The following is a 22088-nucleotide window of genomic DNA, read 5'->3' as shown; positions in this document are numbered from 1 at the left end:
CGGCGGGTGGCGATCCATCCGTCGGCGGTCATGCGTCGGGCCCAGGTCGGGGCAGGCCAGGCTTGCCCCTCACCCCGCTCCTTCCTCCACCCCACCTATCTGCGCGGCCTCTAACTCCCCTTTCAGTGCCCGGAGTCGGCGCACCCAGGCACTCCTCTCGGGCGGTGCGGGGCTGCGGGCATGACGCACTCGCCGGACGCGTCGAAGACGCTTTGCACGCGTCGGAGTCGGGCGTGAAGTGTCTGCTCGTCGCGGACGAAGGGGTGCTCCGGACGCTGCACAGGTTTCGGCTACAGGGCGTGCTGCCCACCGATACGACGTTCAAGGTGTCGGCGCACATCGGCCCGGTGAACCCCGCCGCGTAGACGGTCCACGAGCAGCTCGGCGCCGACTCCATCACTATCCCGTGGGAGGGACGGGGCGATGCCTTCAGGGGCACCCCCCGTCCGCTTCAACCCGCGAAGGCAGTCCCCGCCATCCCCTGTCCCGCATCCGGCAGCACCAGCAGTGAACCGGACAGCGGATGCGGGGAGTCGATCCCCGTCCGGGCCGTGGAAATGTACAGGTCGCGCAGGTCCGCACCGCCGAACGCGCAGGCCGTCGGGCGCCGTACCGGCAGTTCGACGGTCCGGTCCAGCGCGCCGTCCGCCGTGTAACGGCGCAGCGCGGCGCCGTCCCAGAGGGCGACCCAGACGCCTCCCTCGGCATCGACCGTCAGCCCGTCCGGGAAGCCCGCCCCCTCCTCGACGGTGGCGAACGTCCGCCGGTTCACGGCGTGTTCACCGTCGAAGTCGAAGAGGTCGATCCGGCGCGTCGGGGTGTCGATGTAGTACATGAGCCGCCCGCCGGGGCTCCATCCGGTGCCGTTGCTGCACGTCACCACGGGCAGCACCGGGGCGACCGTGCCGTCGGGCGCGACGCGGGTGAGGCTGCCGCCGGTCTCCGCGTCGTTGTAGCGCATGGTGCCCGCCCACAGCGCCCCGTCGGGCGCGACAGCGGCGTCGTTGCCGCGCCGTCCGGGCGCGGGGTCGTGCACCAGCCAGCGGAAGGCGCCGTCGGGGTCGTACAGGCCGACACCGTCGCGCAGATTGACCACAAGACCGCCACCGGCCCGCGGCTTCGCCGCTCCGACGTGCTGTTCGGTGGCCATGACCGTGCGGCGGCCGCTCACCGGGTCGTACGTGTGGACGCGGGCGGAGAGGATGTCGACCCAGATCAGCCGTCCGGTGACCGGGTCCCAGGTCGGCCCCTCACCGAGCTCGGCGTGCTCCCGCACCGCCACCTCGGGGCGGGGGCCGCGCATCACTTACCCCTCGCGTGGTGTCCGAGCCGGCCGGAGAGCGCGTCGGCGCCGTCGGCCGCGAGGACCGCCAGCTCCTCCTCGCGCTGCTCGGTCCAGCGGATCATCGGCACGGAGATGGACAGCGCGGCGACGACCCGTCCCGACCGGTCCCGCACCGGAGCCGCCACACAGCTCACATCGGGGTTGGACTCGCGGTGTTCCACCGCGATCCCCCGCTCCCGGACAGCCGTGAGCACGGTCCGAAGCTCGGCGGGGTCCGTGATGCTGTTGGGGGTCATGCCGGTGAGTTCGCGGCCGTCCAGCCGGGCGTCGAGTTCCCGGTCGGGCAGGGCGGCGAGCAGCATCTTGCCGACGGAGGTGCAGTGGGCGGGCAGCCTGCGCCCGGCCGCGGAGACCATCCGGACGGCATGGGTGGAGTCCACCTTGGCGATATAGATGACGTCGGCGTCCTCCAGGATCGCCACATGGACCGTCTCGCCGCACGTCTCGGCGACCTCACGGGCCACCTGCTGTCCCTCGGCGGCGAGGTCGAGCTGCTCGGCGTACCGGCTGCCGAGCTGGTACGTACGGACGCCGAGGCGGTAGCGGCCGGGCTGCTCCGGGATCGCCACCAGGTAGGAGCGGGCGGCGAGGGTGGTGAGCAGTTCGTGGACGGTGGTGCGCGGCAGCTGGAGCCTGCGGGTGACCTCGGGCGCGGAGAGTGTGCCGTCACCGTGGAGGAAGAGTTCGAGTACGTCCAGGGCCCGCGTCACCGCAGGGACGAGTCGCCCCATGGTCGTGCACCCACCTCTCATGTTCGACACTCCGACCAGTGACCGGAATCGCGAACACAGGCTAATCGCAGCACACTTGCCACGGCAATGGCGTCGCCCCGGTCCGATACCCCGCCGGTACGCCGGTATGATCCGTTTACCGACTCTTTGTCAGAGCTGCCTGCCGAGGAGTGCGAGCAGCTGGGTCTGCGGGTCGGCGTCCTTCGTGGTGCTGACGGCCGGGGCGAACAGACCGGTCTGCGACAGCCCCTTCGCATACGGTCCGACCTCGCGCCGCGTGAACGCGACCAGATCCTCCGGCAGCCGCTCGTCGGCACCGATCGCCCGGGACAGGTCCCAGGAGTGCACCACCGCGTCGCTCACCATCTGCGCACAGTACGCGTCGGCGGCGGTGTCCCCGTACGACAGGCTCACGGTCCGCTTCAACGCCCCCGGTGCCGCGAACGCCTCGCGCGCCCCTGCCGCCGCCCGGTCCCAGACGGCGGCGGGGTCGTCGCCCAGCACATCACCGTCGTAGGCGTCCCCGACCTCGGCGACCGTGCGCCCCTCCGTCACCAGCGGCGGGACCCACAGCTGCTCGGACGTGAGATGGGCGACCAGATCGCGGACGGACCACTCGGTGCACGGCGTCGGCGCGGACCACTGGTCGTCGCGCACGGCGTGCACCCGGTCCGTGAAGAGCTGGAGCGCCTCGGCGTGGCGGTTGAGCAGGTCGCGATCGGAAGAGGAGTGAGATGCCATGTGACCACTGTCTCCGTCCGGAGAGCCGCGCGCGAGCGCGCCTGCTGCTTCGGCCCGGCCGAAAAGGGTATCCGCAGCCCCATGTCATCACCGAGCAACGCATCCTCCGTCCCCTCACCCACCGGACTCCGCACCTGGCTGCACCTGCGCGATCTCGCCGTCTTCCGGAGCGTGGCCGGCCAGCACTGGCCGGGCGCCGGCCCCGTACTGCCCCGGCTCAGCCGCAGCGCCGATCACGGACTGCTGTGGTTCGGGGCCGCGGCGGGCATGGCGGCCTTCGGCGGCAGCGCCCGGGCCCGGCGCGCCGCGCTCCGCGGGGTGGCCTCGCTGGCCGTGGCCTCGGCCGCGATCAACACCGTGGGGAAGGGCGTGGTGCGCAGGGAGCGGCCGGTGCTGGACGCCGTTCCGGTGATACGGCGGCTCACCCACCAGCCGTTCACCACCTCCTTCCCGTCCGGGCATGCCGCGTCGGCGGCGGCTTTCGCGACGGGCGTCGCCCTCGAATCGAAGGGCTGGGGCACGGCGGTCGCGCCACTCGCACTGGCCGTCGCCGCCTCCCGGGTCTATACGGGGGTCCACTATCCGAGTGATGTGCTGGCCGGTGCGGCGCTCGGCATAGGAGCCGCGTTCGCGCTGCGCGGTGTCGTACCGACGCGTGGACAGCTGCCCGCGCCGGGCAGACCTCCCGCCCACGCGCCCGCCCTGCCGGACGGCCGGGGTCTGGTGGTCGTCGTCAACCAGGAGTCCGGCTCGGCGACGGCCACGGCTTCGCAGGTACAGGACGCGCTGCCGCTCGCCGAGGTGGTGGAGTGCGCGCCCGGTGAGCTCTCCGACGAGCTGGAGAAGGCAGCCGGACAGGGCCGTGCGCTCGGGATCTGCGGGGGCGACGGCACGGTCAACAGCGCCGCTGCGGTCGCCGCCGCGCACGGCGCGCCTCTCGCGGTGTTCCCCGGCGGGACCCTCAACCACTTCGCCTACGACCTGGGCATCGAGACGGTGGACGACGTGTGCGCCGCGCTGATCTCGGGCGATGCGGTACGGGTGGACCTGGGCCGCTTCCGGCCGGGCCCGGACGGGCCGGGCGGCGCGCACGGCTATTTCCTCAACGCATTCAGTCTGGGCGCCTATCCGGAGCTGGTACGGACCCGCGAACGCTGGACGCCGCGCATCGGCGGCTGGCCGGCAGGCGTCGTGGCGGCGCTCCACGTGCTGCGCGGCGAGCGCCCACTGGAGGCCGAACTGCAGGGCAGGCGGCGGCCGTTGTGGCTGCTGTTCGTAGGCAACGGCCTCTTCCGGCGGGTGGGTCCGGCGCCGGGCCGGCGCCACAATCTCGCGGACGGTCGCTCGACGTACGGGTGGTGCACGGCGGCCGCACACCCGGCCTGCGCCTCCTCGCGGCAGCGGTTGCGGGCCCCTTGAGCCGCTCACCCGTTCATGCGGCGGTACGGCTCCGAAGGGTCCGGATCGCCGGCCTGACCCCGGGAACGCCCTACGCATACGACGGTGAAGTGGCGCACAGTCAGCGCGAGTTGGTGATCGACAAGCTGCCGGAGGCGCTGACCGTCTACTGCCCGATGCCGGTGTGAGCCGTCGAGCTTGTCCATATCTCAAGACGTCTATCTCATCATCCGACATCTCGGCGTACGGTTGGCGCATCGCTCAGCGCTTCGCATCACGCTCCGGGAGAGGACGCACAGCCATGCCGAAGGAGACCGCCGTCTACACCCACGGCCACCACGAGTCGGTGCTGCGCTCGCACCGCTGGCGCACCGCCGCCAACTCCGCGGCCTATCTGATCGGCGAAATCCGGCCCGGCATGGCGGTGCTGGACGTCGGCTGCGGTCCCGGAACCATCACCGCGGATCTGGCGGCGCTGGTCGCCCCCGGCAGGGTGACCGCCGTCGACACCACCCGCGAGATCCTGGACCAGGCCGCCGAGCTCGCCGCCGAACGCGGCCTGGACAACGTCGAGTTCACCGCCGCCGACGTGCACGCCCTGGACTTCCCCGACGACTCCTTCGACGTCGTGCACGCCCACCAGGTGCTGCAGCACGTGGGCGACCCGGTGCAGGCACTGCGTGAGATGCGGCGGGTCTGCCGTCCCGGCGGCATCGTCGCGGCCCGGGACAGCGACTACGCGGCGATGACCTGGTACCCCGACATGCCCGTCATGGACGCGTGGCAGGAGCTGTACGGACGAGTGGCCCGCGCCAACGGCGGCGAGCCGGACGCGGGCAGACGCCTGCTCGCCTGGGCCCGGCAGGCCGGCTTCACCGACATCACCCCGTCCGCCGCCGCCTGGTGTTACGCCACGCCGGAGAACCGCGCCTGGTGGAGCGGCCTGTGGGCGGACCGAACGGTCGGTTCGGTGTACGCGAGGCTGGCCGTGGACGGTGGTCATGCGACCGCCGAGCAGCTGACCGGCATCGCGGCGGCCTGGCGCGCCTGGGGCGAGCAGGACGACGCATGGTTCATGGTCCCGCACGGCGAGGTGCTCTGCCGCGCCTGACACCGCCGAGGAGCGGCGGGTGGAATCGATCACATGGGCGCCACCCGCCAACTACCCTGTTCCGCATGAAAATTCTGGGAACCACGCTGCGTATATGCGTCGATGACCTGGAGGCCGCGGTGGCCTTCTACGAGGAACTCACGGCCAGTTCGGCGCTGCGCTTCGAGCGCGGCGGGGTCTCGGTCGCCGCGATCAGCTGCTTTCTGCTGATGAGCGGCCCCGAGTCGGAGCTGGAGATCCTGCGCAAGGTGACGGCGACGATCGCGGTGAAGAATGTCGACGACGCCCATGAGTCCCTCGTCCGGGTCGGCGCCCGGATCGTCGCGGGCCCGGTGCCGACTCCGGTCGGCCGGAACCTGATCGCCGTCCATCCGGACGGCTCGGTCTTCGAGTACGTCGACCGGACCCTGCCCGTCTGACCCGGCAGGGTCCGGTCGCGGCGCCCCCTACGGCGACTCCGTGCCCGCGTGCGCCATCACCTCGTCCGCCAGTTCGCACGTGGGCCGCTCGCCGTCCAGGAGCACCGTCCCGGCCCGCAGCGTGTCGACCGCGGCCACGCACTGCGCGATCTGCGCCTTGCCCCACCGCCGGGCGGCCTCGTCGCGTACGGGGTCGTCCGGGGCGACGACCCGGGCATCGAGCCGTTGCTCCAGGACATCGGCGGACACCTCGAGAAAGAAGTGATGGACCGTCACTCCAGCTGTTTCCAGGGCTCCGAAGATCTCGTCCGCGTACTGCGGATCGACGACGGTCATCGGGGCCAGGACGGGCCGCCCGTACTCCTCGACCAGCCCGATGGCCATGGAGGCGACCTGTCGTCGCCACAACGGCAGATGCTGGAAGTTGCCCTTCGGGACCTCCACGATGTCCCGCAGGACGTAACCGATCTGCTCGGGGTCGTAGACGAGGGCCTCGGGCCACCGCCGGTGCAGTTCGGCCACCAACGTCGTCTTGCCGCTGCCGAACGCACCGTTCACCCAGACGATCACGCGCCGCCCCCCTCTCTCGCGCTCACGGTCAACTCTTCGGGCGCATACGGAAGTTGTACACATCGGGCAGTGGCTCGTCGGTGAGCAGGGACCACACCTCGTCCAGGATCTCCGCCCCCTCCCGCAGGTCCGCGACCTCGAAGCCCTCGTCGAAGACGGCACGGGCGGCAGCACGGTCGCCCTCGGCCAGCAGGAGTCGGGCCTCCAGCAGGCGGAACCGGCCACGCTGCTGGATCTCCGGGCGCAGCCCGGCCCAGACCGTGCGGGCCCCGTCGGTCCGTCCGGCCGCCAGCAGCGCCTCGATCGCCTCACGGCCGAGAGCGGTGGTGGCAGCAGTCCAGGCTTCACCGTCGTCCCGGAGTTCCGCGCAGAGGTCCTCGAAGGCCTCGGTGTAGTGATCGGCGGCCCTGTCACGCTGCCCGCTCTCCTGGGCGGTGACGGCCAGGCAGCGCAGCAACGGCCAGCGGGACGGCGCGAGGGCCAGACCGCGTTCCCAGCTGCGGACCGCCTGGGCGCGGTCGCCGGCGTGCCACTGGGCGACGCCGAGGTGGTACTCGGTGAGGGGTTCGGCGGGTGCCGTCTCCAGCATGTCGCGCCAGTGCGCGGAGACCAGCGATGGTCCTGGCGGCGCCACGCGGCGCGGTTCGGGGAAGCCGCCCTGGTCGAGCAGGTGCAGCCAGGGCGCCTGCTGCTCGCCGAGGGTGGACTCGGCGAACGGCGTGCCGGGAAGCTTGTATCCGGCGCGTCGGACTTCGAGGGCGCCCCAGCCGGAGCCGGCGGCGAGGGACTCGCCGGGCTCGGTGTCGGCGTACGGGCGCCAGGCCTCGTACGCGGCATCGACGTCGGCCCGCGGCAGCGCCTCGGCCAGCCGTTGTTCGGTCTCGGCGCGGGCCGCGGTCCAGTCGTCGCCGTGCACGACCCGGGGGTCCGTTGCCAGTGGACCGTACGACTCCAGCCAGCTGAACTCGGCGCCGGGTTCGAGCGGTATGTGCTCCAGCTGGGTGCGGGCCAGTCCGGCTTGGATCTCCGCGTAGCCGACGGTGCCGGGTTCGGTGAGCCACTGCTGCCAGCGGCGTCCGCCGGGCCCGTTGCCCCAGACGAAGAGCTTGCGGCCGCGCAGCAGGTCGGTGGAGGTCTGGACGAGGCCCCGGCCCTCGGCGTCGAGGGAGGCGATCCAGCGGCGGGCGCCGTCGGGCACTTCGTAGAAGTAGTCGGCGGGGAAGTCGCTGAGCAGCGGGTACGTACGGTCGACGGAGCCGCTCTCCGGGACGGGAACCCGGGTCAGGGTCCGCTCGTAACCGAAGTGCCAGGCCTCGTCGGCAGGGGCCAGGACCCGGGTGCGTTCGCCTTCCGGGACGGCGGTGTTGGACCACCAGTAGACAGGTGCGGTGTGCTCGTGCGGGTTGCGTATCCGTACACCGACGTGGAGGAAGTCGGAGTCCTCCGGCAGCCACAGGTCCACCTGGAACGGCAGGTCGCGCAGCCGCTCCCACTCCCAGAGGCGGACCATCTCACCGCCGTCGGGGGCAGGTACACGGGCGGCGTGCACCGGGGCGCAGGACAGCGTGGTGTGACCGGTGGCGCCGATGTTCCACTCGATGCCGCCGGAGAACCAGGCACCGTTGAGCGCGAAGTCGGCGGGCTGCAGGACGGGGTTGGTGTAGAGCAGTTCACGGCCGGCCGGCTTGTGGTGGAGGGAGTGGATCCGGCCGCCGAGCCCGGGCAGGACGGTGGCCCGCAGCCGGTCGTTCTCGATGATGATCGCGTCCACGCCGGTGGGCGTACGCTCGCGCCCGTAGCCGTCGAGGACGCGCACCGGCAGGACGGTGCCCAGCGGCTCGTAGCCGATCTGCCGTGCCATGTCACGTGGCAGTCCTGCCCGGGCCCGGTCGTCGACGACATGCATCTCGTCGAGCGGCCGCAGCGCCGGCAGCGGGTTCTCCGGGCCCAGCGGTGCGGCAGGCAGAGTCAGTACGACACGTCGTACGGTCGTGGCCAAGGCATCCTCGCTCCCTCGCGCGGGCCGCCGCAGGTCCGGGCGCCCCCCCCGATGACCATGGAACACGCTGGGAGCCTCCCCGACCAGGGGCGCAGCTGTCACTCTTCGGCAAAAGCCGCCACCAGCAGATCGGTGAGCAGGGCTCCGGCGGCTCCGTCGGGGTCGAGATCGGGGTCGTACACCGTGACGTAGAGGCCGACGCGACGGGGCGAGCCGGCAAGGGCGCGCGGCAGCGGGCCGAGCTCCAGAGGGAAGTCGCCGGCTCGGACATGGTGCTCCACTCGGTCGGCGAGGGTGCGGGTGCAGCGGGCGATGGCGGCGGCGTCGAAGGCCCCGTCGCCCTCCTGCCGCCCGCCGAGGTCGTACCGCGGCGGTACGACGACGCCGCCTTCCAGCGCCCCGAGCCTCTGCACGATCCGCTGCTCGCCCAGTGCACCGGCCGGCTTGCAGCAGCCGGGGACGGTGCCGGGAGCGGGCGGCCGCAGCCCGAGGTCGGACGGGTCGTCGACGACGCCGATATTCCGCGTGCCGCCCATCCTCGCCGTCGTAGCCTTGATCCTCAACGAATCATGCGATGAAGGCGGCAGGACTCTATGAGCACCCAGCACACGTACCGAGTGATCGTGCGCGGCACCTTTGAGGGCCTCACGGACGAGGCGCGCGCCCGGCTGCTGGCCGAGGTGGAGCAGCACGGCCTGGCGGCGATGCAGTTCACCGAGGAGGGTTCACTCACCTACGACGCGGTGCTCAAGCACTTCAGCTTCCGGTACGTGGTCGTGTCGGACGCCGAGGACGGCGAGGAGATGGCGTCGGCGATCGCCGAGGACCGGGCGGAGACGGCCCTGAAGGAGTACGACTACGGCTTCCGCGAACTGCGCTCCACCGCCACGGACATGGACACCATGAAGATCAATTACAAGGGGCGGCGCGCGGCGGGCTCGGCGTGACGCCGCATCGAGAGCCGCCGCACGGGCTCTGATCCGGATTTTCCCGTCCGTCGGTTCCGTCATGGTCTTTCCCGCTCGCACACCGGATCGTCCCGCGTCGCGCGCATGCGTCAGGAGCCGGTCGGGAATCAGGCGTCGTGCCCCTGCCTCAGGGACTCCGGAGGTCCTGGTCGGGGTAGAGCATCGTCCCAACCAGTTCATCGACGCCGGGACCGCCGACGAGCTCGCCGTGATGCGACCGCTGACCGAGGACCAGATACGCGCCTGGGCGCCGGACGGCCGCCCCACGTACAGCCGGTTGGCCGACGCCCTCCACTCCGACCTGCTCGCATTCCCGGACGCGGTTGCGGGAGGTGCGCCGTGCTCTACCGCGACGGTGAGCCCGCGGAGATCGGCTGCTGGGGGTCACGGCGGACTGACTGATCGCCGATCCCGTACTCGTCGGGAACCGCTTGTCCGCCGGCTCGATCGTCGACGACGTGCCCATGTCCCAGGGGCCGGCGCGGATGACGGCGTGCGGGCCGTGACACTCCCCTCGGGGGTGTCACAGGGATGGGACGAGGGGCGCCACCGCTTCGGCGGCGCCCCTCCGGGTTCAGCCCACGGACAGGGTCAGGGCCGCGGTGTGAAGCCTGCCGCCGGTCTGGAACTGCAGGAACAGACGCCAGTCGCCCGAGGTGGGCAGTTCGGCGTGGAAGGACAGGGCGGGGCCGCCGAGCTCACCGTTCACCGCGGTGGTCGGGTGGAGGTGGGCGAATGCGGCGTCGCCCTCGTGGAAAGCCGTCAGGTGGGCGTAGGTGTCCAGGTAGGGCTGCAGATCGGTGACCGGCTCGCCGTCCTTGGAGACCGTGACGGTCAGCGGACACGCCATGCCGGCCATCGGCTCGCCCTTGACCGTGACGGTGTACCCGTCGACCTCCGCGCTGCCGGCCGCCGCGGGCAGCGGGGTCTTCGTGGTTGTGCCGGGGACGGTGACGGTACGGCTGAGAACGAGGTCCTTGCCCTTCCCGGTGCCGGTGTCCGGGGTGAAGGAGGCGAACATGCGCCAGGATCCGGGAGCGAGGGAAGCGAGGTCGGCGGTCCAGGTGCCGTCGGCGGCCATGACCGGGTGGATGTGCTGGAAGCCGGTCAGGTCCGAGCGGATGGCGTAGACGTGCATCCGCTTGGTCTGGTCGACGGCGAAGGCGGTGACCGGCTTCGCGTCCGGGCCGTTGACCGTGAACCGGTACGCGGCCCGCTTGCCGGAAGCCAGGGCCGCGTCGTGGGAGGTGAGGCGGTAGCCGTCCTTGCTGTCGGACAGCCCGTCGGCGGCGGCCATGTGATCCATGCCGGGCATGTCACCCGTCGATGGCGATGCGCCGGGCGAAGAGGACGCCGACGTCTTCGCGCCGTGGTCCATGCCGGGCATGGACGAGGAGTCGCTGGAGGAGCCGCACGCGGCCAGGGTCAGTGCGAGGGCCGCTGCGGTGCCGACCATGGCGATGCCGCGGCGACGCATGGTGAATCGGGAAGAGGCGAACATCTGAGAGTGGTCTTTCCGGGTGGGCGCACCACGCCGGTGGCGCGCGGGAAGGGCAGGACACGGTGCCGGGCCGGTCGGTGACCGGGCCTCGGCGCGGTGTCTGTCACGTCCGTGCGACGCACACCTGGATGAGGAGATCTCGCCCACCGGCCGGCGGCCCGCGCCGCCGTGTCCAGCCGGTGGCCGCCCGCAAACCTGCCGGGAACCATGCGGCCGGCACGGCGACGGCGGCGTACAGGCCGCCCGTCGGCAGCGGGTTCCGTTCGTGGGCGGGGGTGAAGACGCACTGCACTCCGTGCGTCCCCGAACCGTCCCCGGCGTGGGCGGCCGGAGCGCTCTGCGCGGGGGTCGGCGGCGCCGCTGAGGTCGTCGTCGAAGCGGCGTGGCCGTGCTGCACGGGAACGGTGACCGAGGGCATCGCGCCGTGGCAGCCCTCGGCGGCGGTGGCCGGGGCGCCGTGCATCAGGAAGAGACCGAGCAGCACGGCACAGACCGCCACGAGCCGGGCGATGCCCCGCTCGCCCGGTCGTCCGCTGCTCACTGTCACTCCTTTCCTCCGCGTCGACGCACGCCTGTGGCCGGCTGCCCGTCCGACGATACCCCGGCCGGGTACGCGCAGCCCCTCGGCGAGTCGGATGCGGGCGATGAGTGCGTACCGTTCGTCGTTGACCGGCCCGCCCCACGTGATGCCCAGGTCAGACGGCGGTGTGGTGGGCGAGGGCGGCGTGGGGGTCGCCGTGGTCCGGAGTGTGGTCGGTGTGCACGGTGGCGCCGGTCAGGCGGGGAACGGCGTGGATGAGGGCGTGCTCGGCTGCGACGGCCAAGGCGTGGGCCTCGACCACGGTGAGCTGCGGGTCGACGACGATGTCGGCCTCGGCACGCAGCGCGTGACCGATCCACCGCATGCGGACCTGCCCGATGTCGCGGACGCCGTCGACGGCACGCAAAGCGGTTTCGGCGGTGTCGACCAGAGCGGGGTCGACGGAGTCCATCAGCCGCCGGTAGACCTCACGGGCGGCATTCCTCAGCACCATGAGGATCGCCACGGTGATCAGCAGCCCGACGATGGGGTCGGCGGCCCGCCACCCGACTGCCGCGCCGCCGGCGCCGAGGAGGACGGCGAGCGAGGTGAAGCCGTCGGTGCGGGCGTGCAGCCCGTCGGCGACGAGGGCGGCGGAGCCGATCGCGCGGCCGGTGCGGATGCGGTAGCGGGCCACCCATTCGTTGCCGACGAAGCCGACCACCGCGGCGGCTGCGACCGCCCACAGGTGGGTGATGTCGCGTGGGCTGACGAGACGGTCGACGGTCTCGTACGCGGCCAGGGCGCAGGAGGCGGCGATGGTGAGCACGATGGCGATGCCGGCCAGATCCTCGGCGCGTCCGTAGCCATAGGTGTAGCGGCGGTTCGCCGCACGGCGGCCAAGGACGAACGCGATGCCCAGAGGGATGGCGGTCAGGGCGTCGGCAGCGTTGTGGATGGTGTCGCCCAGCAGCGCGACCGATCCAGACAGTACGACGACGACCGCCTGGATCACCGTGGTCGCCCCCAGGATGCCCAGGGACAGCCACAGGGTGCGCATCCCCTCCTTGGATGTCTCCATCGCCGCGTCGACCTTGTCCATGGCCTCGTGACTGTGCGGCGTGACCACGTGGGCGATCCGGTGTCGCGCCCGCGACCAGCGCGAGCCGTCGTGCTCGGGAATCTGCGGGTACGGGTGATCGTGCGCGTCCTCGTGACCGTGGTCATGTCCGTGACCGGCACCCGGTTCGGCGTGACCATGGTGGTGCTGCTGGCTCACAGCGCGCTCGCTTTCGTCAGGCGGGGTGGCCGGAGATCCCACCCGCCTATTATGTGCATATGAATGCACGCATGCATCTATCACCTGCGCAGGGTTCGCAGCCGCGAGAGGTGGGCGCTGAGCATTTCCTGGTCGCGGCCGAGGTCCTGGGCCTTCTGGCGGACCGCACCCGCTTGGCGCTGTTGCATGTCCTGACGGCGAACGAGGCGGACGTCACCTCGCTGGCGGAGGCCGTAGGGGCGGCGCGACCGGCGGTCAGCCAGCATCTCGCCCGGTTGCGCATGTCCGGGCTGGTGACGACCCGCAAGGAGGGCCGCCGGGTGATCTACACCCTGCCGGACGGGCATCTACGACGTGTGGTGGCCGAAGCCCTGGAGCTGGCCGACCACCGGCTGACCGGGCGTGCGCCCCACGCGTGAGGCGCACGCCGGGCCAGGGGTTCAGACCGCCGCCGGCACCGGGACAGCGGCGGCGTGGTTGAGGTGGCCGGTGCGGCGCAGTGCGGTCAGGGCTGCCGCGCAGCCGCCACCCACGACGGCCAGCGCGGCCCAGGGCAGCCACGGTGCGCCCAGTCGGGCGGCGAGGTCGAACAGGGCTCCCACGCCCAGGTTCCCGGCGGCCACCGCGATCCCGGAGACGGTGCTGTACGCGCCGTAGCATGTAGAAGCCGAGGTTGATGCCGAACTGATTGAACATCAGCAGCTGAAGACCGGGGTCGAAGGAGCGCACGTGCGCCGGCAGTTGCTTCACCGCGCACCCGCCACGGTACGAAGGTCCGTGGGGGCGGTGCGACCCAGCGGTGTTGCCCACCAGCTGGTGGGCGCCGCGGGCGACCGGCGGCACGGGGGCGAGTGAGTTCGCGCAGAAGTTTTCGAGCAGGGGGACGTGCGTGGTCGGCAACGCTCCTTGGTGCACCCCGGATCAGGCCGGTTGTGCGAGGCAGACGGGTTACGGGCGCGCGCACACACCTCCGTTCGGTACTCAGACTCCCGCGCTCAGGGTGTCCGCGAGTCGTCGGCGGGCCGAGCGGGCCGCGGGAAGTGCGGCGAGCGCGCCGGCCCCCACCACCGCGACCGTACAGAACAGCAGGAGGACGGGGAGGGACGGTCCCCGGGCGATCCCGGCGCCGACCCCGCTCGACCTTCCCTGGATGTCGATCAGCCAGTGCGCGAGGGGCAGCCCCAGTGCCGTAGCGGCGAGGACCGCGACCAACGCCTTGCAGGCGGTGGCCGTGACAGTGACTGCCGTGATCTGCCGTGGGGACAGCCCGATGGCCTTGAGTGCCAGTACGTCCCGCTGGCCCTCGCGCACGGTGCCGCCGATCGCGGTCAGCAGTTCGATGAGTCCGATGAGGGCCAGTACGGCGATCAGCCCGACGACTACCCCGCGCAGCGGCGAGAGACCGTCGGCCGGATTCGTCACGGCGCGTACGTCCAGGTGTCCGTGCCCGGCCGTGGTCAGTTCCGCGCCGACCTTGCCCGGGTCGGCGCCGGGCCGCAGCTGGAGCTGGTAGAGGGTCGGGCGGAGTTCGGGGTCGTTCTCGCGGAGGGTGTCCAGCGAGGTGGAGATGACGCGGCCGCCGTTCTCCGGTTCGATGCTGCGGCCGACGATGTGCAGGATTTGCGGGCGCGCGCCGACGGTCATGCGCACCCAGTCCCCGACGTGCGCGTCCAGCAGGTCGAGCAGCCCCTGACCGGCCACCGCCTCGTCGGGCCCGTGGGCAGAGCGGCCTTCGGCCAGTGCGAACGGGTACGGGTCCTGACGTGTGCCGAGCCCGCGCAGCGCGATCGTGGCCGTCTGCCCCGGGACCAGGGCGGCCACCTCGGTGCCCGGATGGACGGCGGTGACATGTGGATTCCGGGCAAGCAGAGTCTGCGCCTCCGAGCCGCTCAGACTTTCGTCCGCATGTGCCGTGAGCGCGGCTGCGAGACCGATCTGCTCGGGCCTGCTGTGGAAGCGGTCGATGGTGGTCCACGCGCTCAGCGCCACCACGATCAGCAGCAGCGGCAGCCCGAGTCGACCGACTGTGGCGAGCGACCGCGGACGGCGCGGGAAGGCCTCGTGCCAGCCCAGCACAAGCGCCGGAGGCAGCCGCAGTCCGAGCGCCCGGCGTGCCACGCCCGACAGGCGCCCGCCCAGCGGTGCCGCGGCCCGCAGCACCGGTACGGGAGGCACCCGGCCGGCCCGCCACGCCGCGATCCCGGTCGTCGCACCGATGAAGAGCACCGCGGCCACGGGCACCGCGAACAGTGCCGCGTTGTGTCCGGGCAGCCCCCGCCATACGCCTACCGCGTCGCCGAGACGACCGGGGATCCACCTGCCCAGCGCCTGCGTGAGCGCTGCGGCAACCAGGGCGCCCAGCGACGCGAAGGCCACGTGCTGGATCAGGAAGATGCGCACCACCTGACCGGGCGTGAATCCGATCGCCTTCAGCACCGAGATGTCGCGCAGATGGCCGCGGATACGGGTGCCGATCGCGCCGTGAACGGCGAGCGCGGCCGCGACCAGCGCGCCGAGGCCGAACAGCCCCAGCACCTGCCCCAGCAGCCGGTTGTCGCCCTGTGCCTCGGCGCGGGCCTGCTGCCAGTTCGAGACCTGCGTGACCGCGCCGGCGCCGAGCACCGTGACGGCGCGCTGGACCGCGTAGTCCGTGTCGTCGGGAGCGGTGAGACGCAGGCCGATGACCTGACCGACGGGTCCGCCGGCGCTCTGCACCGCGGACGACAGCGCCCAGACGACCCCCGAACGCTCGCCGGGTCTGTAGCGGGGCTCGGCGCTGTCGGCGACCCCCAGGACGGTGAGGGTCCGCGTGGTGTTGGGCACGGTGAGGGTGTCCCCGGGCTCCGCCAACAGGGCCCGGGCGAGGCTGTCCTCCAGCACGACTCCGTCGGGTCTGGCGGGGTCGAGCCAGCCGCCGGAGGCGAGCAACGGCTGCCCGGTGCCGAGGCGTTCGACGGCGCCGCGCAGCTCCACGGAGGCGCGCGTCCCGCGCGACTCGACGGTGGCGGACGCGGTGTGGTACGGGCCTGCCACGGATTCGACACCGTCCAGCGCCGCAAGCCGCCGGGCGTCGGCGGACGGGCCGGTGTGGATCCAGACGTGGGCGCCGTGCGACTGCGTGAAGACGCGCTGCCAGGGATTGGTCGCGTATCCGAAAAGCGCCGCGGCCAGCAGCAGCGAGGCGACGATGCCGGCGGTGGCGAGCACGATGAAGAGCGCCTCGCCGCGATGGGTGCGCAGATCGGCATGCGCCCAGCGCAGAGTGGCCCGCACGCCGCGTCAGCCCTTCGACCCGCGTACGACGGCACCACGGGTCACGGGCCGGCGTACGCCCGGACAGGCCCCGGGGTCATACACGCTGGTGCTGGCCACGGACTCACCTGCAGCAGGGCAATCATTCGACTCGGGCACGCGGATCAGTCCTTCAGTTCCAGCACGCCGGATATCCCGTCGCCGCGCGACGGCGTGCCGTCGAGTGTCGCGTCGTCGACGATGCGGCCGTCGAAGAAGCTGATCACCCGGTCCGCGGCGCTCGCCACCCGCGCGTCATGGGTGACCAGCAGAATGGTCTGACCGCGCTCGTGGAAGTGGGACAGCAGCCGAATCACCTCGCGGGTGCCCTTGCTGTCCAGGCTGCCCGCTGGCTCGTCGGCCAGCAGCAGCGCGGGATGGTTGACCAGCGCCCGCGCCAGGGCAACGCGCTGCTGTTCGCCGCCGGACAGCTCACCCGGCATGCTGCGTTCCTTGCCCTCCAGGCCCAGCTCGGACAGCAGCCGCTCGCGCTCGGCGCGCGCCCGCCTGGGGGAGACCCCGGCGAGCAGGGCCGGCAGTTCGACGTTGTCGGCGACCGACAGGTTCGACACCAGGTTGAAGAACTGGAAGACAATGCCGATACGGCGCCTGCGCTCCACCGCCCAGCGCGCCTCGCCGTAGGAGTCGGTGCACTCGCCGTCCAGCCAGATGCTGCCGCCGTCCGGCCGCTGCAGTCCGCCGAGCAGGTGCAGCAGCGTCGATTTCCCGGCGCCGGACGGGCCGGTGACGGCCACGAACTCGCCCTGCCGCACGGCGAGATCCACCCCGCGCACGGCGTGCGCCGGGGCGCCCTCGCCGTAGTGGGTCTTGACCAGGCCCTCGGCGCGCAGCAAAGGAGCGCTGTGGCTCACTCCTGCTCCTCCAGTTCTTCCTGGCAGCGCTCCAGCCAGTCGAGATCGGCCTGCAGATGCAGCATGGCGCCCTCGATCAGCAGGTGGGAAATGCGGTTGTCCCGGTTCTCGGCCGCAGCCAGTTTCGACAGGCCGCGCATGGTGTTCAGATACTGGCGTCGTTGCTTGTTGATCAGGGTGATCTGGTCGGCGAGGCCGGTCGTTGCGGCGAGCGCGAGCTTCATGAAGAACTCGTCCCGTACTCGCGGCTCGTCCGCCGTCTCCTCGTACCAGGCGTGCAGCGCCTCGCGCCCGGCGTCGGTGAGGTGGTAGATCTTCTTGTTGGGTCGGCTCGACTGCTCGACTTCCTCGCTCTCGACCAGTCCCGACTTCTCGAGGCGGCCGAGCGTGACGTAGATCTGGCCGACGTTCGGCTGAGGGTACGCGGAGCCCAGCAGTTGCTCAAGGTCCTGCTTGAGCTCGTACCCGTGGGCCGGGCCACGCGCCAGTAGGGCCAGGAGTGGCAGCCGCACTCGCGCTCTCCTCCTCGCATCCTTGTCATGTGGCGCAGGCCGATGTGGCGGGAGCCGATGTGTCGCAGGCTCTAGTGCCCCTCCCGGCAAGCTTTGCCCCGTCGCGCCGCCCAGCACGCACGCTCGCAAGCGTCGGCCAAAAGCCCTGGTAGCTCCGCTACAAGGACTTCCGGCCGCCTTGCGATCGCACGCACCGGACGACGCTCCTTCCGGGCAAACATTGCCGGTCACGGCACTAGTATCGCCCATACCTAACAGGTATACATGGCGTCTGACGCCGAGCGAAGGTGCCCGGCGCCGGTGTACAGGGAGGAACCTATGCGGTGGATGCGTGCCGCCGGTAGGGGCCTTCTTGTCGCTGCGGTGGTCCTGACCGGTCACGTCGCCTCCGGCACACCCGGCCACGGGGCACGCGGCGGCGGGCGCGGTCCGCTCACTCTGGCGACGGCAGGTGACCTCACCGATTATCTGAGGCCGTTGCTGGAAGGCTGGAACCGCAGCCATCCCGGTGAGAAGGTCACCCTCGTGGAGCTCCCGGACTCCGCCGACGAGACGCATGCGCAGATGACGACCGACCTGCGTGGCGGCGACCGAAGCCGCTTCGACGTGCTCAACATCGATGTGGCCTGGACCTCGGAGTTCGCCGCCGCGGGCTGGATCTCCCCGTTGGACCGCGACCACTTCCCGCTGGACAGCTTCCTGCCGCCGGTCGTGGACACGGCGACGTACGACGGCAGGTTGTATGCGGTCCCGTACGTCACCAACGCGGGACTGCTGCTGTACCGCAAGGACGTCCTCGCCAAGGAGGGCGTCCCACCGCCGCGCACCTGGGCGGAGCTGGAGCACCAGGCGGCGGCCATCGCGCCGAAGTACGGGCTCGACGGATACGCGGGCCAGTTCCTGCCGTACGAGGGACTCACGGTGAACGCGGCGGAGGCGGTCTACTCGGCAGGTGGCACGATCCTCGGAGACGAGGGTCAGCGCGTCACCGTGAATTCCGAGGCCGCCCGCCAGGGCATCGGGTTCCTCGCGCGGGGTGTGCGCGACGGCTGGATCCCGAGGACAGCCCTGACATACAAGGAGCAGGAGTCCAAACAGGCTTTCCAGGACGGCCATCTCCTCTTCCTGCGCAACTGGCCCTACGCCTACGTCGGCGCCTCCGGCAAGGGTTCCGCGGTGGCCGGGAAGATCGGCGCGGTGCCGCTGCCCGGACCCGACGGGCCGGGCGCGAGCGTGCTCGGCGGCTCCAACCTCGCCGTCAACACCCACGCACGGCACTCCGATTCGGCCGCGCGCCTGATCACGTACCTCACCGGCGAGCGGGCGCAGCGCCAGGTCCTCACCAAGGGTGCGCTGCCACCCGTGCTGGCCGCGCTCTACCAGGACCCGGAGCTGATCCGGGAGTTCCCCTACCTGCCCACACTCCGGGCGAGCGTCCTCGCGGCCGCCCCGCGCCCCAAGAGCCCGCACTACGACCAGGTCAGTCTGGCGGTGCAGGCCGTCGTGCACGATGCGATGACCGGGCACGAGACGCCTTCCACGGCGGTACGGCGGCTGGCGCGTGAGCTGGCGGCCATCTCACGTCGATAGTTACCTGTTAGGTAACGGACGCATCCCAACTCTGGATTTTGCGCCTGATATATCGGCATAAAATCTCCCGACTCCCTGTCCATCTCTGCCGACTCGTTGACACCCGCCTGACACACCTACTTAACATGCATGCACAACTCATAGGCACGCATAGAGAGGTCGACGGGTGACCCTCAACACGCACCGCTGGTGGCGCGACGCAGTGATCTACCAGGTGTACGTCCGCAGCTTCCTGGACAGCACCGGGGACGGCATCGGCGATCTCGCCGGGGTCCGGGCGGGCATGCCGTATCTCAAGAAGCTCGGTGTCGACGGCATCTGGCTGAGCCCCTTCTACCCCTCACCGCAGCACGACCACGGCTACGACGTCGCCGACCACTGTGACGTGGACCCGCTCTTCGGCGATCTCGCCGAGTTCGACCTGTTGATGACGGACGCCCGCCGACTCGGCATCAAGGTGCTCCTGGACATCGTTCCCAACCACTGCTCCAACGAGCACCCGTGGTTCCGCGAGACACTGGCGGCGGAGCCCGGCAGCGAGGCCCGCGCCCGCTTCCATTTCGCCGACGGGCGCGGCCCTGACGGCGCCGAGCCGCCGAACAACTGGCACGCCATGTTCGGCGGACCCGCCTGGTCCCGCGTCACCGAGGCGGACGGCCGGCCCGGCCAGTGGTACCTCCACATGTTCACGCCCGAACAGCCCGACCTGAACTGGCGCAACGCTGAGGTCGCCGCCCACTTCGACCATGTGCTGCGGTTCTGGCTCGACAGGGGCGTCGACGGCTTCCGCATCGACGTGGCCGCCGGGCTCTTCAAACACCCCGACCTGCCCGACTCGCCCGACCCCGAGGCCGACGCCCGCAGCCGCGACTCGGTCAACCCGCTCGCCTGGAACCAGCCCGAGGTGCACGACATCTGGCGTCACTGGCGGGCCGTGTGCGAGGAGTACGCCGCGCACGACGGCCGCGAGCGCCTGCTGGTCGGGGAAGTCTCGGTGCCGACGACCCGCGAACACGCCGAGTACGTACGCCCCGACGAACTGCATCAGGCCTTCTTCTTCGACCTGCTCGGCGCCCCCTGGAACGCCGACGCCTTCCGCAAGGTCATCTCCGAGGCGATGCAGGACATCGCGGGCACCGGCTCGACCGTCACCTGGGTGCTCAACAACCACGACCAGGTCCGTACCGTCACCCGTTACGGCGAGTCCGGCACCGAAGGCAGCGGACTCGGCGCCGCCCGCGCCCGCGCCGCCGCGCTGCTGATGCTGGCCCTGCCCGGAGCCGCATACATCTACCAGGGCGAGGAGCTCGGGCTGCCCGAGGTCGTCGACCTGCCCGACGACGTGCTGACGGACCCGATCTTCCGCCGTACGGGAAACCGCGCCCGGATCCGCGACGGGTGCCGTGTGCCCCTGCCGTGGTCGGGACACGCCTCGCCGTTCGGCTTCACCTCAGGCGTCGAGAGCGCCAAGCCATGGCTGCCGCAGCCCTCCTACTTCGCCGAGTACGCCACCGACCGTGCGCTCACCGACACCGGCTCCGTCTGGCACCTCTACCGGGACGGGCTCCAGCTGCGCGCAGGACTGCCTCAGTTGGGCGAGGGCGCACTGCGCTGGCTGGAAGCCCCGCCGGACATCCTCGCCTTCGTCCGCGGCGACGGCCTGGTGTGCGCTGTGAACTTCGGTACGGCTCCGACGCCCGCGCCGGTCCCCGGCACCCCGCTGCTGTCCAGCGGCCCCTGCCCAGCAGGCGTCCTGCCCGGCTCGACGGCCGCCTGGTGGATCAGCGACTGCACGAACCTCTGAGCACTCCTTCCATGGGCCCGTGCAGTCGGCCCGCTCCTGATCACCCCTCAAGACCCCCGATCACCCGTCAACTTCCCTGTTCTCGAAAGGACATCAACAATGACGCAACGACGCACGACCCTGCTCGCGAGCTGCACCGCCCTCGCTCTGGCCCTCGGCGCGACCGCCTGTGGCGGCGATCCGGTCACCGCCGGTGGTGGTGCTGGTGGTAACAAGTCGCTCAAGGGCCAGACGATCACCGTGGCCGGTGTCTGGTCGGGCAGCGAGCAGAAGAACTTCCAGAAGGTCCTCGACGCGTTCACCGAGAAGACCGGCGCCACGACCCAGTTCGTCTCCACCGGTGACAACGTCTCCACCGTCGTCGGCAGCAAGATCGAGGGCGGCAACGCACCCGACGTGGTAATGGTCCCGCAGGTCGGCGTCCTCCAGCAGTTCGCGCAGAAGGGCTGGCTGAAGTCCCTCTCCAAGACCACCGAGCAGTCCGTCGACGCGAACTATGCGAGCGTGTGGAAGAAGTACGGCAGCGTCGACGACGTCTTCTACGGCCTCTACTTCAAGGCAGCCCACAAGTCGACCGTCTGGTACAGTCCCGACGCCCTCGACCAGGCAGGCGTCAAGCCGCCCAAGACCTACGACGAGATGCTGAAGGCCGGATACACCGTCTCGGACTCGGGACTCGCGGCCTTCTCCGTCGCCGGACAGGACGGCTGGACGCTCACCGACTGGTTCGAGAACGTCTACCTCTCCCAGGCAGGGCCCGAGAAGTACGACGCCCTGGCCGCCCACAAGCTCAAGTGGACCGACCCGACGGTGGTGACGGCCCTCACCACCCTCGGCAAGCTCTTCAAGGACAAGCAGCTGATAGCGGGCGGCCAGAAGGGTGCCTTGAACACCGATTTCCCGGGCTCCGTCGAGAAGGTCTTCGGCCCGAAGCCCGAGGCGGGCATGGTCTACGAGGGCGACTTCGTCGCCGGGGTCGCCAAGGACCAGTTCGGCAAGAAGATCGGCCAGGACGCGAACTTCTTCCCCTTCCCCGCGGTCGATGGCGGCACGGCTCCGGTGGTCAGCGGCGGCGACGCGGCCGTGGTCCTCAAGGACGGCAAGAGCCAGAAGGCCGCCATGCAGTTCCTGGAGTACCTGGCGACCCCGGAAGCCTCCGCCGTGTGGGCCAAGGCCGGTGGCTTCCTGTCCCCGAACAAGAAGCTCGACCTCGCCTCCTACAGCGACGACATCGCCCGCGAGACCGCCAAGTCCCTCGTCGCCGCCGGGGATTCGGTCCGCTTCGACATGTCCGACCAGGCCCCGGCCGCCTTCGGCGGCACCAAGGGCACGGGCGAGTGGAAGATCCTCCAGGACTTCCTGCGCGACCCCTCGGACCCGAAGGCCACCGCGGCCGAGCTGGAGATCGCGGCGGCCAAGGCATACCGGGGCTGATCG

Annotated in this window: 18 protein-coding genes and 4 pseudogenes; 9 read left to right on the top strand and 13 right to left on the bottom strand. The window is 71.1% G+C overall.

Translation table 11 applies throughout. The features are described from left to right. Positions 1-137: 137 nt before the first annotated feature. Positions 138-362: pseudogene (locus AB0I23_RS32540) on the top strand (hypothetical protein); the annotation flags it as partial. 89 nt (positions 363-451) lie between these two features. Here AB0I23_RS32540 and AB0I23_RS32535 read toward each other — a convergent pair. From AB0I23_RS32535 to AB0I23_RS32525, 3 genes are all read right to left on the bottom strand, one after another. Further along, the gene (locus tag AB0I23_RS32535) at positions 452-1303 is read right to left on the bottom strand and encodes an SMP-30/gluconolactonase/LRE family protein (protein ID WP_359114725.1); all 852 of its coding nucleotides are present in this window, start codon (positions 1301-1303) and stop codon (positions 452-454) included. Further along, positions 1303-2076 carry an IclR family transcriptional regulator gene (locus AB0I23_RS32530; protein ID WP_359114723.1) on the bottom strand — a complete coding sequence of 258 codons (774 nt, stop codon included), beginning with the start codon at positions 2074-2076 and terminating at the stop codon, positions 1303-1305. The genes AB0I23_RS32535 and AB0I23_RS32530 overlap by 1 nt, the downstream gene beginning before the upstream one ends. 150 nt (positions 2077-2226) lie before the next feature. Next, the gene (locus tag AB0I23_RS32525; RefSeq protein ID WP_359114721.1) at positions 2227-2817 is read right to left on the bottom strand and encodes a TIGR03086 family metal-binding protein; all 591 of its coding nucleotides are present in this window, start codon (positions 2815-2817) and stop codon (positions 2227-2229) included. Positions 2818-2898: 81 nt separating this feature from the next. On the opposite strand from AB0I23_RS32525, the pseudogene AB0I23_RS32520 reads away from it, so the two are divergent. The 3 genes and pseudogenes from AB0I23_RS32520 to AB0I23_RS32510 all read left to right on the top strand — a co-directional run bounded on the left by AB0I23_RS32520 (position 2899) and on the right by AB0I23_RS32510 (position 5745). Continuing rightward, positions 2899-4403, top strand: a pseudogene (locus tag AB0I23_RS32520) (bifunctional phosphatase PAP2/diacylglycerol kinase family protein). A 113-nt stretch (positions 4404-4516) separates the two neighbouring features. Next, positions 4517-5326 carry a methyltransferase domain-containing protein gene (locus tag AB0I23_RS32515; protein WP_359114719.1) on the top strand — a complete coding sequence of 270 codons (810 nt, stop codon included), beginning with the start codon at positions 4517-4519 and terminating at the stop codon, positions 5324-5326. 65 nt (positions 5327-5391) lie between these two features. Then, entirely contained in the window at positions 5392-5745 is a 354-nt protein-coding gene (locus AB0I23_RS32510; RefSeq protein WP_359114717.1) for a VOC family protein, read from the top strand. Between the two features lie 27 nt (positions 5746-5772). Here AB0I23_RS32510 and AB0I23_RS32505 read toward each other — a convergent pair whose 3' ends face one another. The 3 genes and pseudogenes from AB0I23_RS32505 to AB0I23_RS32495 all read right to left on the bottom strand — a co-directional run. After that, the gene (locus AB0I23_RS32505) at positions 5773-6315 is read right to left on the bottom strand and encodes an AAA family ATPase (RefSeq protein WP_359114716.1); all 543 of its coding nucleotides are present in this window, start codon (positions 6313-6315) and stop codon (positions 5773-5775) included. 28 nt (positions 6316-6343) lie between these two features. Then, on the bottom strand, positions 6344-8314 hold the full coding sequence (locus AB0I23_RS32500) for a DUF5107 domain-containing protein (protein ID WP_359114714.1): 1971 nt from the start codon (positions 8312-8314) through the stop codon (positions 6344-6346). Between the two features lie 188 nt (positions 8315-8502). Then, positions 8503-8850 (bottom strand): annotated as a pseudogene (locus AB0I23_RS32495) (arginase family protein); the annotation flags it as partial. A 57-nt stretch (positions 8851-8907) separates the two neighbouring features. Between AB0I23_RS32495 and AB0I23_RS32490 the strand changes: the two are divergent. Next, positions 8908-9261, top strand: a complete 354-nt coding sequence (locus AB0I23_RS32490) for a DUF6204 family protein (RefSeq protein ID WP_359114710.1) — start codon at positions 8908-8910, stop codon at positions 9259-9261. Positions 9262-9856: 595 nt separating this feature from the next. Here the strand turns inward: AB0I23_RS32490 and AB0I23_RS32485 are convergent. From AB0I23_RS32485 to AB0I23_RS32475, 3 genes are all read right to left on the bottom strand, one after another. Continuing rightward, positions 9857-10783, bottom strand: coding sequence for a hypothetical protein (locus AB0I23_RS32485; protein ID WP_359114708.1), 927 nt, complete (start codon positions 10781-10783; stop codon positions 9857-9859). 103 nt (positions 10784-10886) lie between these two features. Next, on the bottom strand, positions 10887-11324 hold the full coding sequence (locus AB0I23_RS32480) for a hypothetical protein (RefSeq protein WP_359114706.1): 438 nt from the start codon (positions 11322-11324) through the stop codon (positions 10887-10889). Positions 11325-11478: 154 nt separating this feature from the next. Continuing rightward, positions 11479-12582 carry a cation diffusion facilitator family transporter gene (locus AB0I23_RS32475; RefSeq protein ID WP_436847036.1) on the bottom strand — a complete coding sequence of 368 codons (1104 nt, stop codon included), beginning with the start codon at positions 12580-12582 and terminating at the stop codon, positions 11479-11481. 71 nt (positions 12583-12653) lie between these two features. Here AB0I23_RS32475 and AB0I23_RS32470 point away from each other — a divergent pair, with 71 nt between their 5' ends. Then, complete coding sequence (locus tag AB0I23_RS32470) at positions 12654-13001, top strand: ArsR/SmtB family transcription factor (protein ID WP_359114705.1); 348 nt, start codon at positions 12654-12656, stop codon at positions 12999-13001. A 21-nt stretch (positions 13002-13022) separates the two neighbouring features. Here the strand turns inward: AB0I23_RS32470 and AB0I23_RS32465 are convergent, their stop codons facing one another. The 4 genes and pseudogenes from AB0I23_RS32465 to AB0I23_RS32450 form a co-directional block, all read right to left on the bottom strand. Beyond that, positions 13023-13184 (bottom strand): hypothetical protein, encoded by a 162-nt coding sequence (locus AB0I23_RS32465; protein WP_359114703.1) that lies wholly within the window; start codon positions 13182-13184, stop codon positions 13023-13025. A 379-nt stretch (positions 13185-13563) separates the two neighbouring features. After that, positions 13564-15855: an ABC transporter permease gene (locus AB0I23_RS32460; RefSeq protein ID WP_359114701.1), complete on the bottom strand. Its 2292-nt coding sequence runs from the start codon at positions 15853-15855 to the stop codon at positions 13564-13566. A 143-nt stretch (positions 15856-15998) separates the two neighbouring features. Then, a pseudogene (locus AB0I23_RS32455) lies at positions 15999-16652 on the bottom strand (ABC transporter ATP-binding protein); the annotation flags it as partial. An 89-nt stretch (positions 16653-16741) separates the two neighbouring features. After that, positions 16742-17257 (bottom strand): PadR family transcriptional regulator, encoded by a 516-nt coding sequence (locus AB0I23_RS32450; protein WP_359114698.1) that lies wholly within the window; start codon positions 17255-17257, stop codon positions 16742-16744. Positions 17258-17575: 318 nt separating this feature from the next. On the opposite strand from AB0I23_RS32450, the gene AB0I23_RS32445 reads away from it, so the two are divergent. The 3 genes from AB0I23_RS32445 to AB0I23_RS32435 all read left to right on the top strand — a co-directional run bounded on the left by AB0I23_RS32445 (position 17576) and on the right by AB0I23_RS32435 (position 22085). Next, entirely contained in the window at positions 17576-18847 is a 1272-nt protein-coding gene (locus AB0I23_RS32445; protein WP_359114696.1) for an ABC transporter substrate-binding protein, read from the top strand. 166 nt (positions 18848-19013) lie between these two features. Beyond that, entirely contained in the window at positions 19014-20651 is a 1638-nt protein-coding gene (locus tag AB0I23_RS32440; RefSeq protein ID WP_359114694.1) for a glycoside hydrolase family 13 protein, read from the top strand. Positions 20652-20750: 99 nt separating this feature from the next. After that, positions 20751-22085: an ABC transporter substrate-binding protein gene (locus AB0I23_RS32435; RefSeq protein WP_359114693.1), complete on the top strand. Its 1335-nt coding sequence runs from the start codon at positions 20751-20753 to the stop codon at positions 22083-22085. The last annotated feature ends 3 nt before the right edge of the window (positions 22086-22088 follow it).

Origin of the sequence: Streptomyces atratus, assembly GCF_040655115.1 — a bacterium.
Classification (GTDB): domain Bacteria; phylum Actinomycetota; class Actinomycetes; order Streptomycetales; family Streptomycetaceae; genus Streptomyces; species Streptomyces atratus_D.
The sequence above is the reverse complement of the archived record's forward strand: the minus strand, read 5'-3'. Positions and strand labels throughout refer to the sequence as shown.

Coding starts and splice junctions, on each gene's coding strand:
- AB0I23_RS32525 (WP_359114721.1), bottom strand. CDS start 2,817: ATGGCATCTCACTCCTCTTCCGATCGCGACCTGCTCAACCGCCACGCC.
- AB0I23_RS32445 (WP_359114696.1), top strand. CDS start 17,576: ATGCGGTGGATGCGTGCCGCCGGTAGGGGCCTTCTTGTCGCTGCGGTG.
- AB0I23_RS32515 (WP_359114719.1), top strand. CDS start 4,517: ATGCCGAAGGAGACCGCCGTCTACACCCACGGCCACCACGAGTCGGTG.
- AB0I23_RS32530 (WP_359114723.1), bottom strand. CDS start 2,076: ATGGGGCGACTCGTCCCTGCGGTGACGCGGGCCCTGGACGTACTCGAA.
- AB0I23_RS32510 (WP_359114717.1), top strand. CDS start 5,392: ATGAAAATTCTGGGAACCACGCTGCGTATATGCGTCGATGACCTGGAG.
- AB0I23_RS32535 (WP_359114725.1), bottom strand. CDS start 1,303: ATGCGCGGCCCCCGCCCCGAGGTGGCGGTGCGGGAGCACGCCGAGCTC.
- AB0I23_RS32490 (WP_359114710.1), top strand. CDS start 8,908: ATGAGCACCCAGCACACGTACCGAGTGATCGTGCGCGGCACCTTTGAG.
- AB0I23_RS32435 (WP_359114693.1), top strand. CDS start 20,751: ATGACGCAACGACGCACGACCCTGCTCGCGAGCTGCACCGCCCTCGCT.
- AB0I23_RS32485 (WP_359114708.1), bottom strand. CDS start 10,783: ATGTTCGCCTCTTCCCGATTCACCATGCGTCGCCGCGGCATCGCCATG.
- AB0I23_RS32470 (WP_359114705.1), top strand. CDS start 12,654: ATGCATCTATCACCTGCGCAGGGTTCGCAGCCGCGAGAGGTGGGCGCT.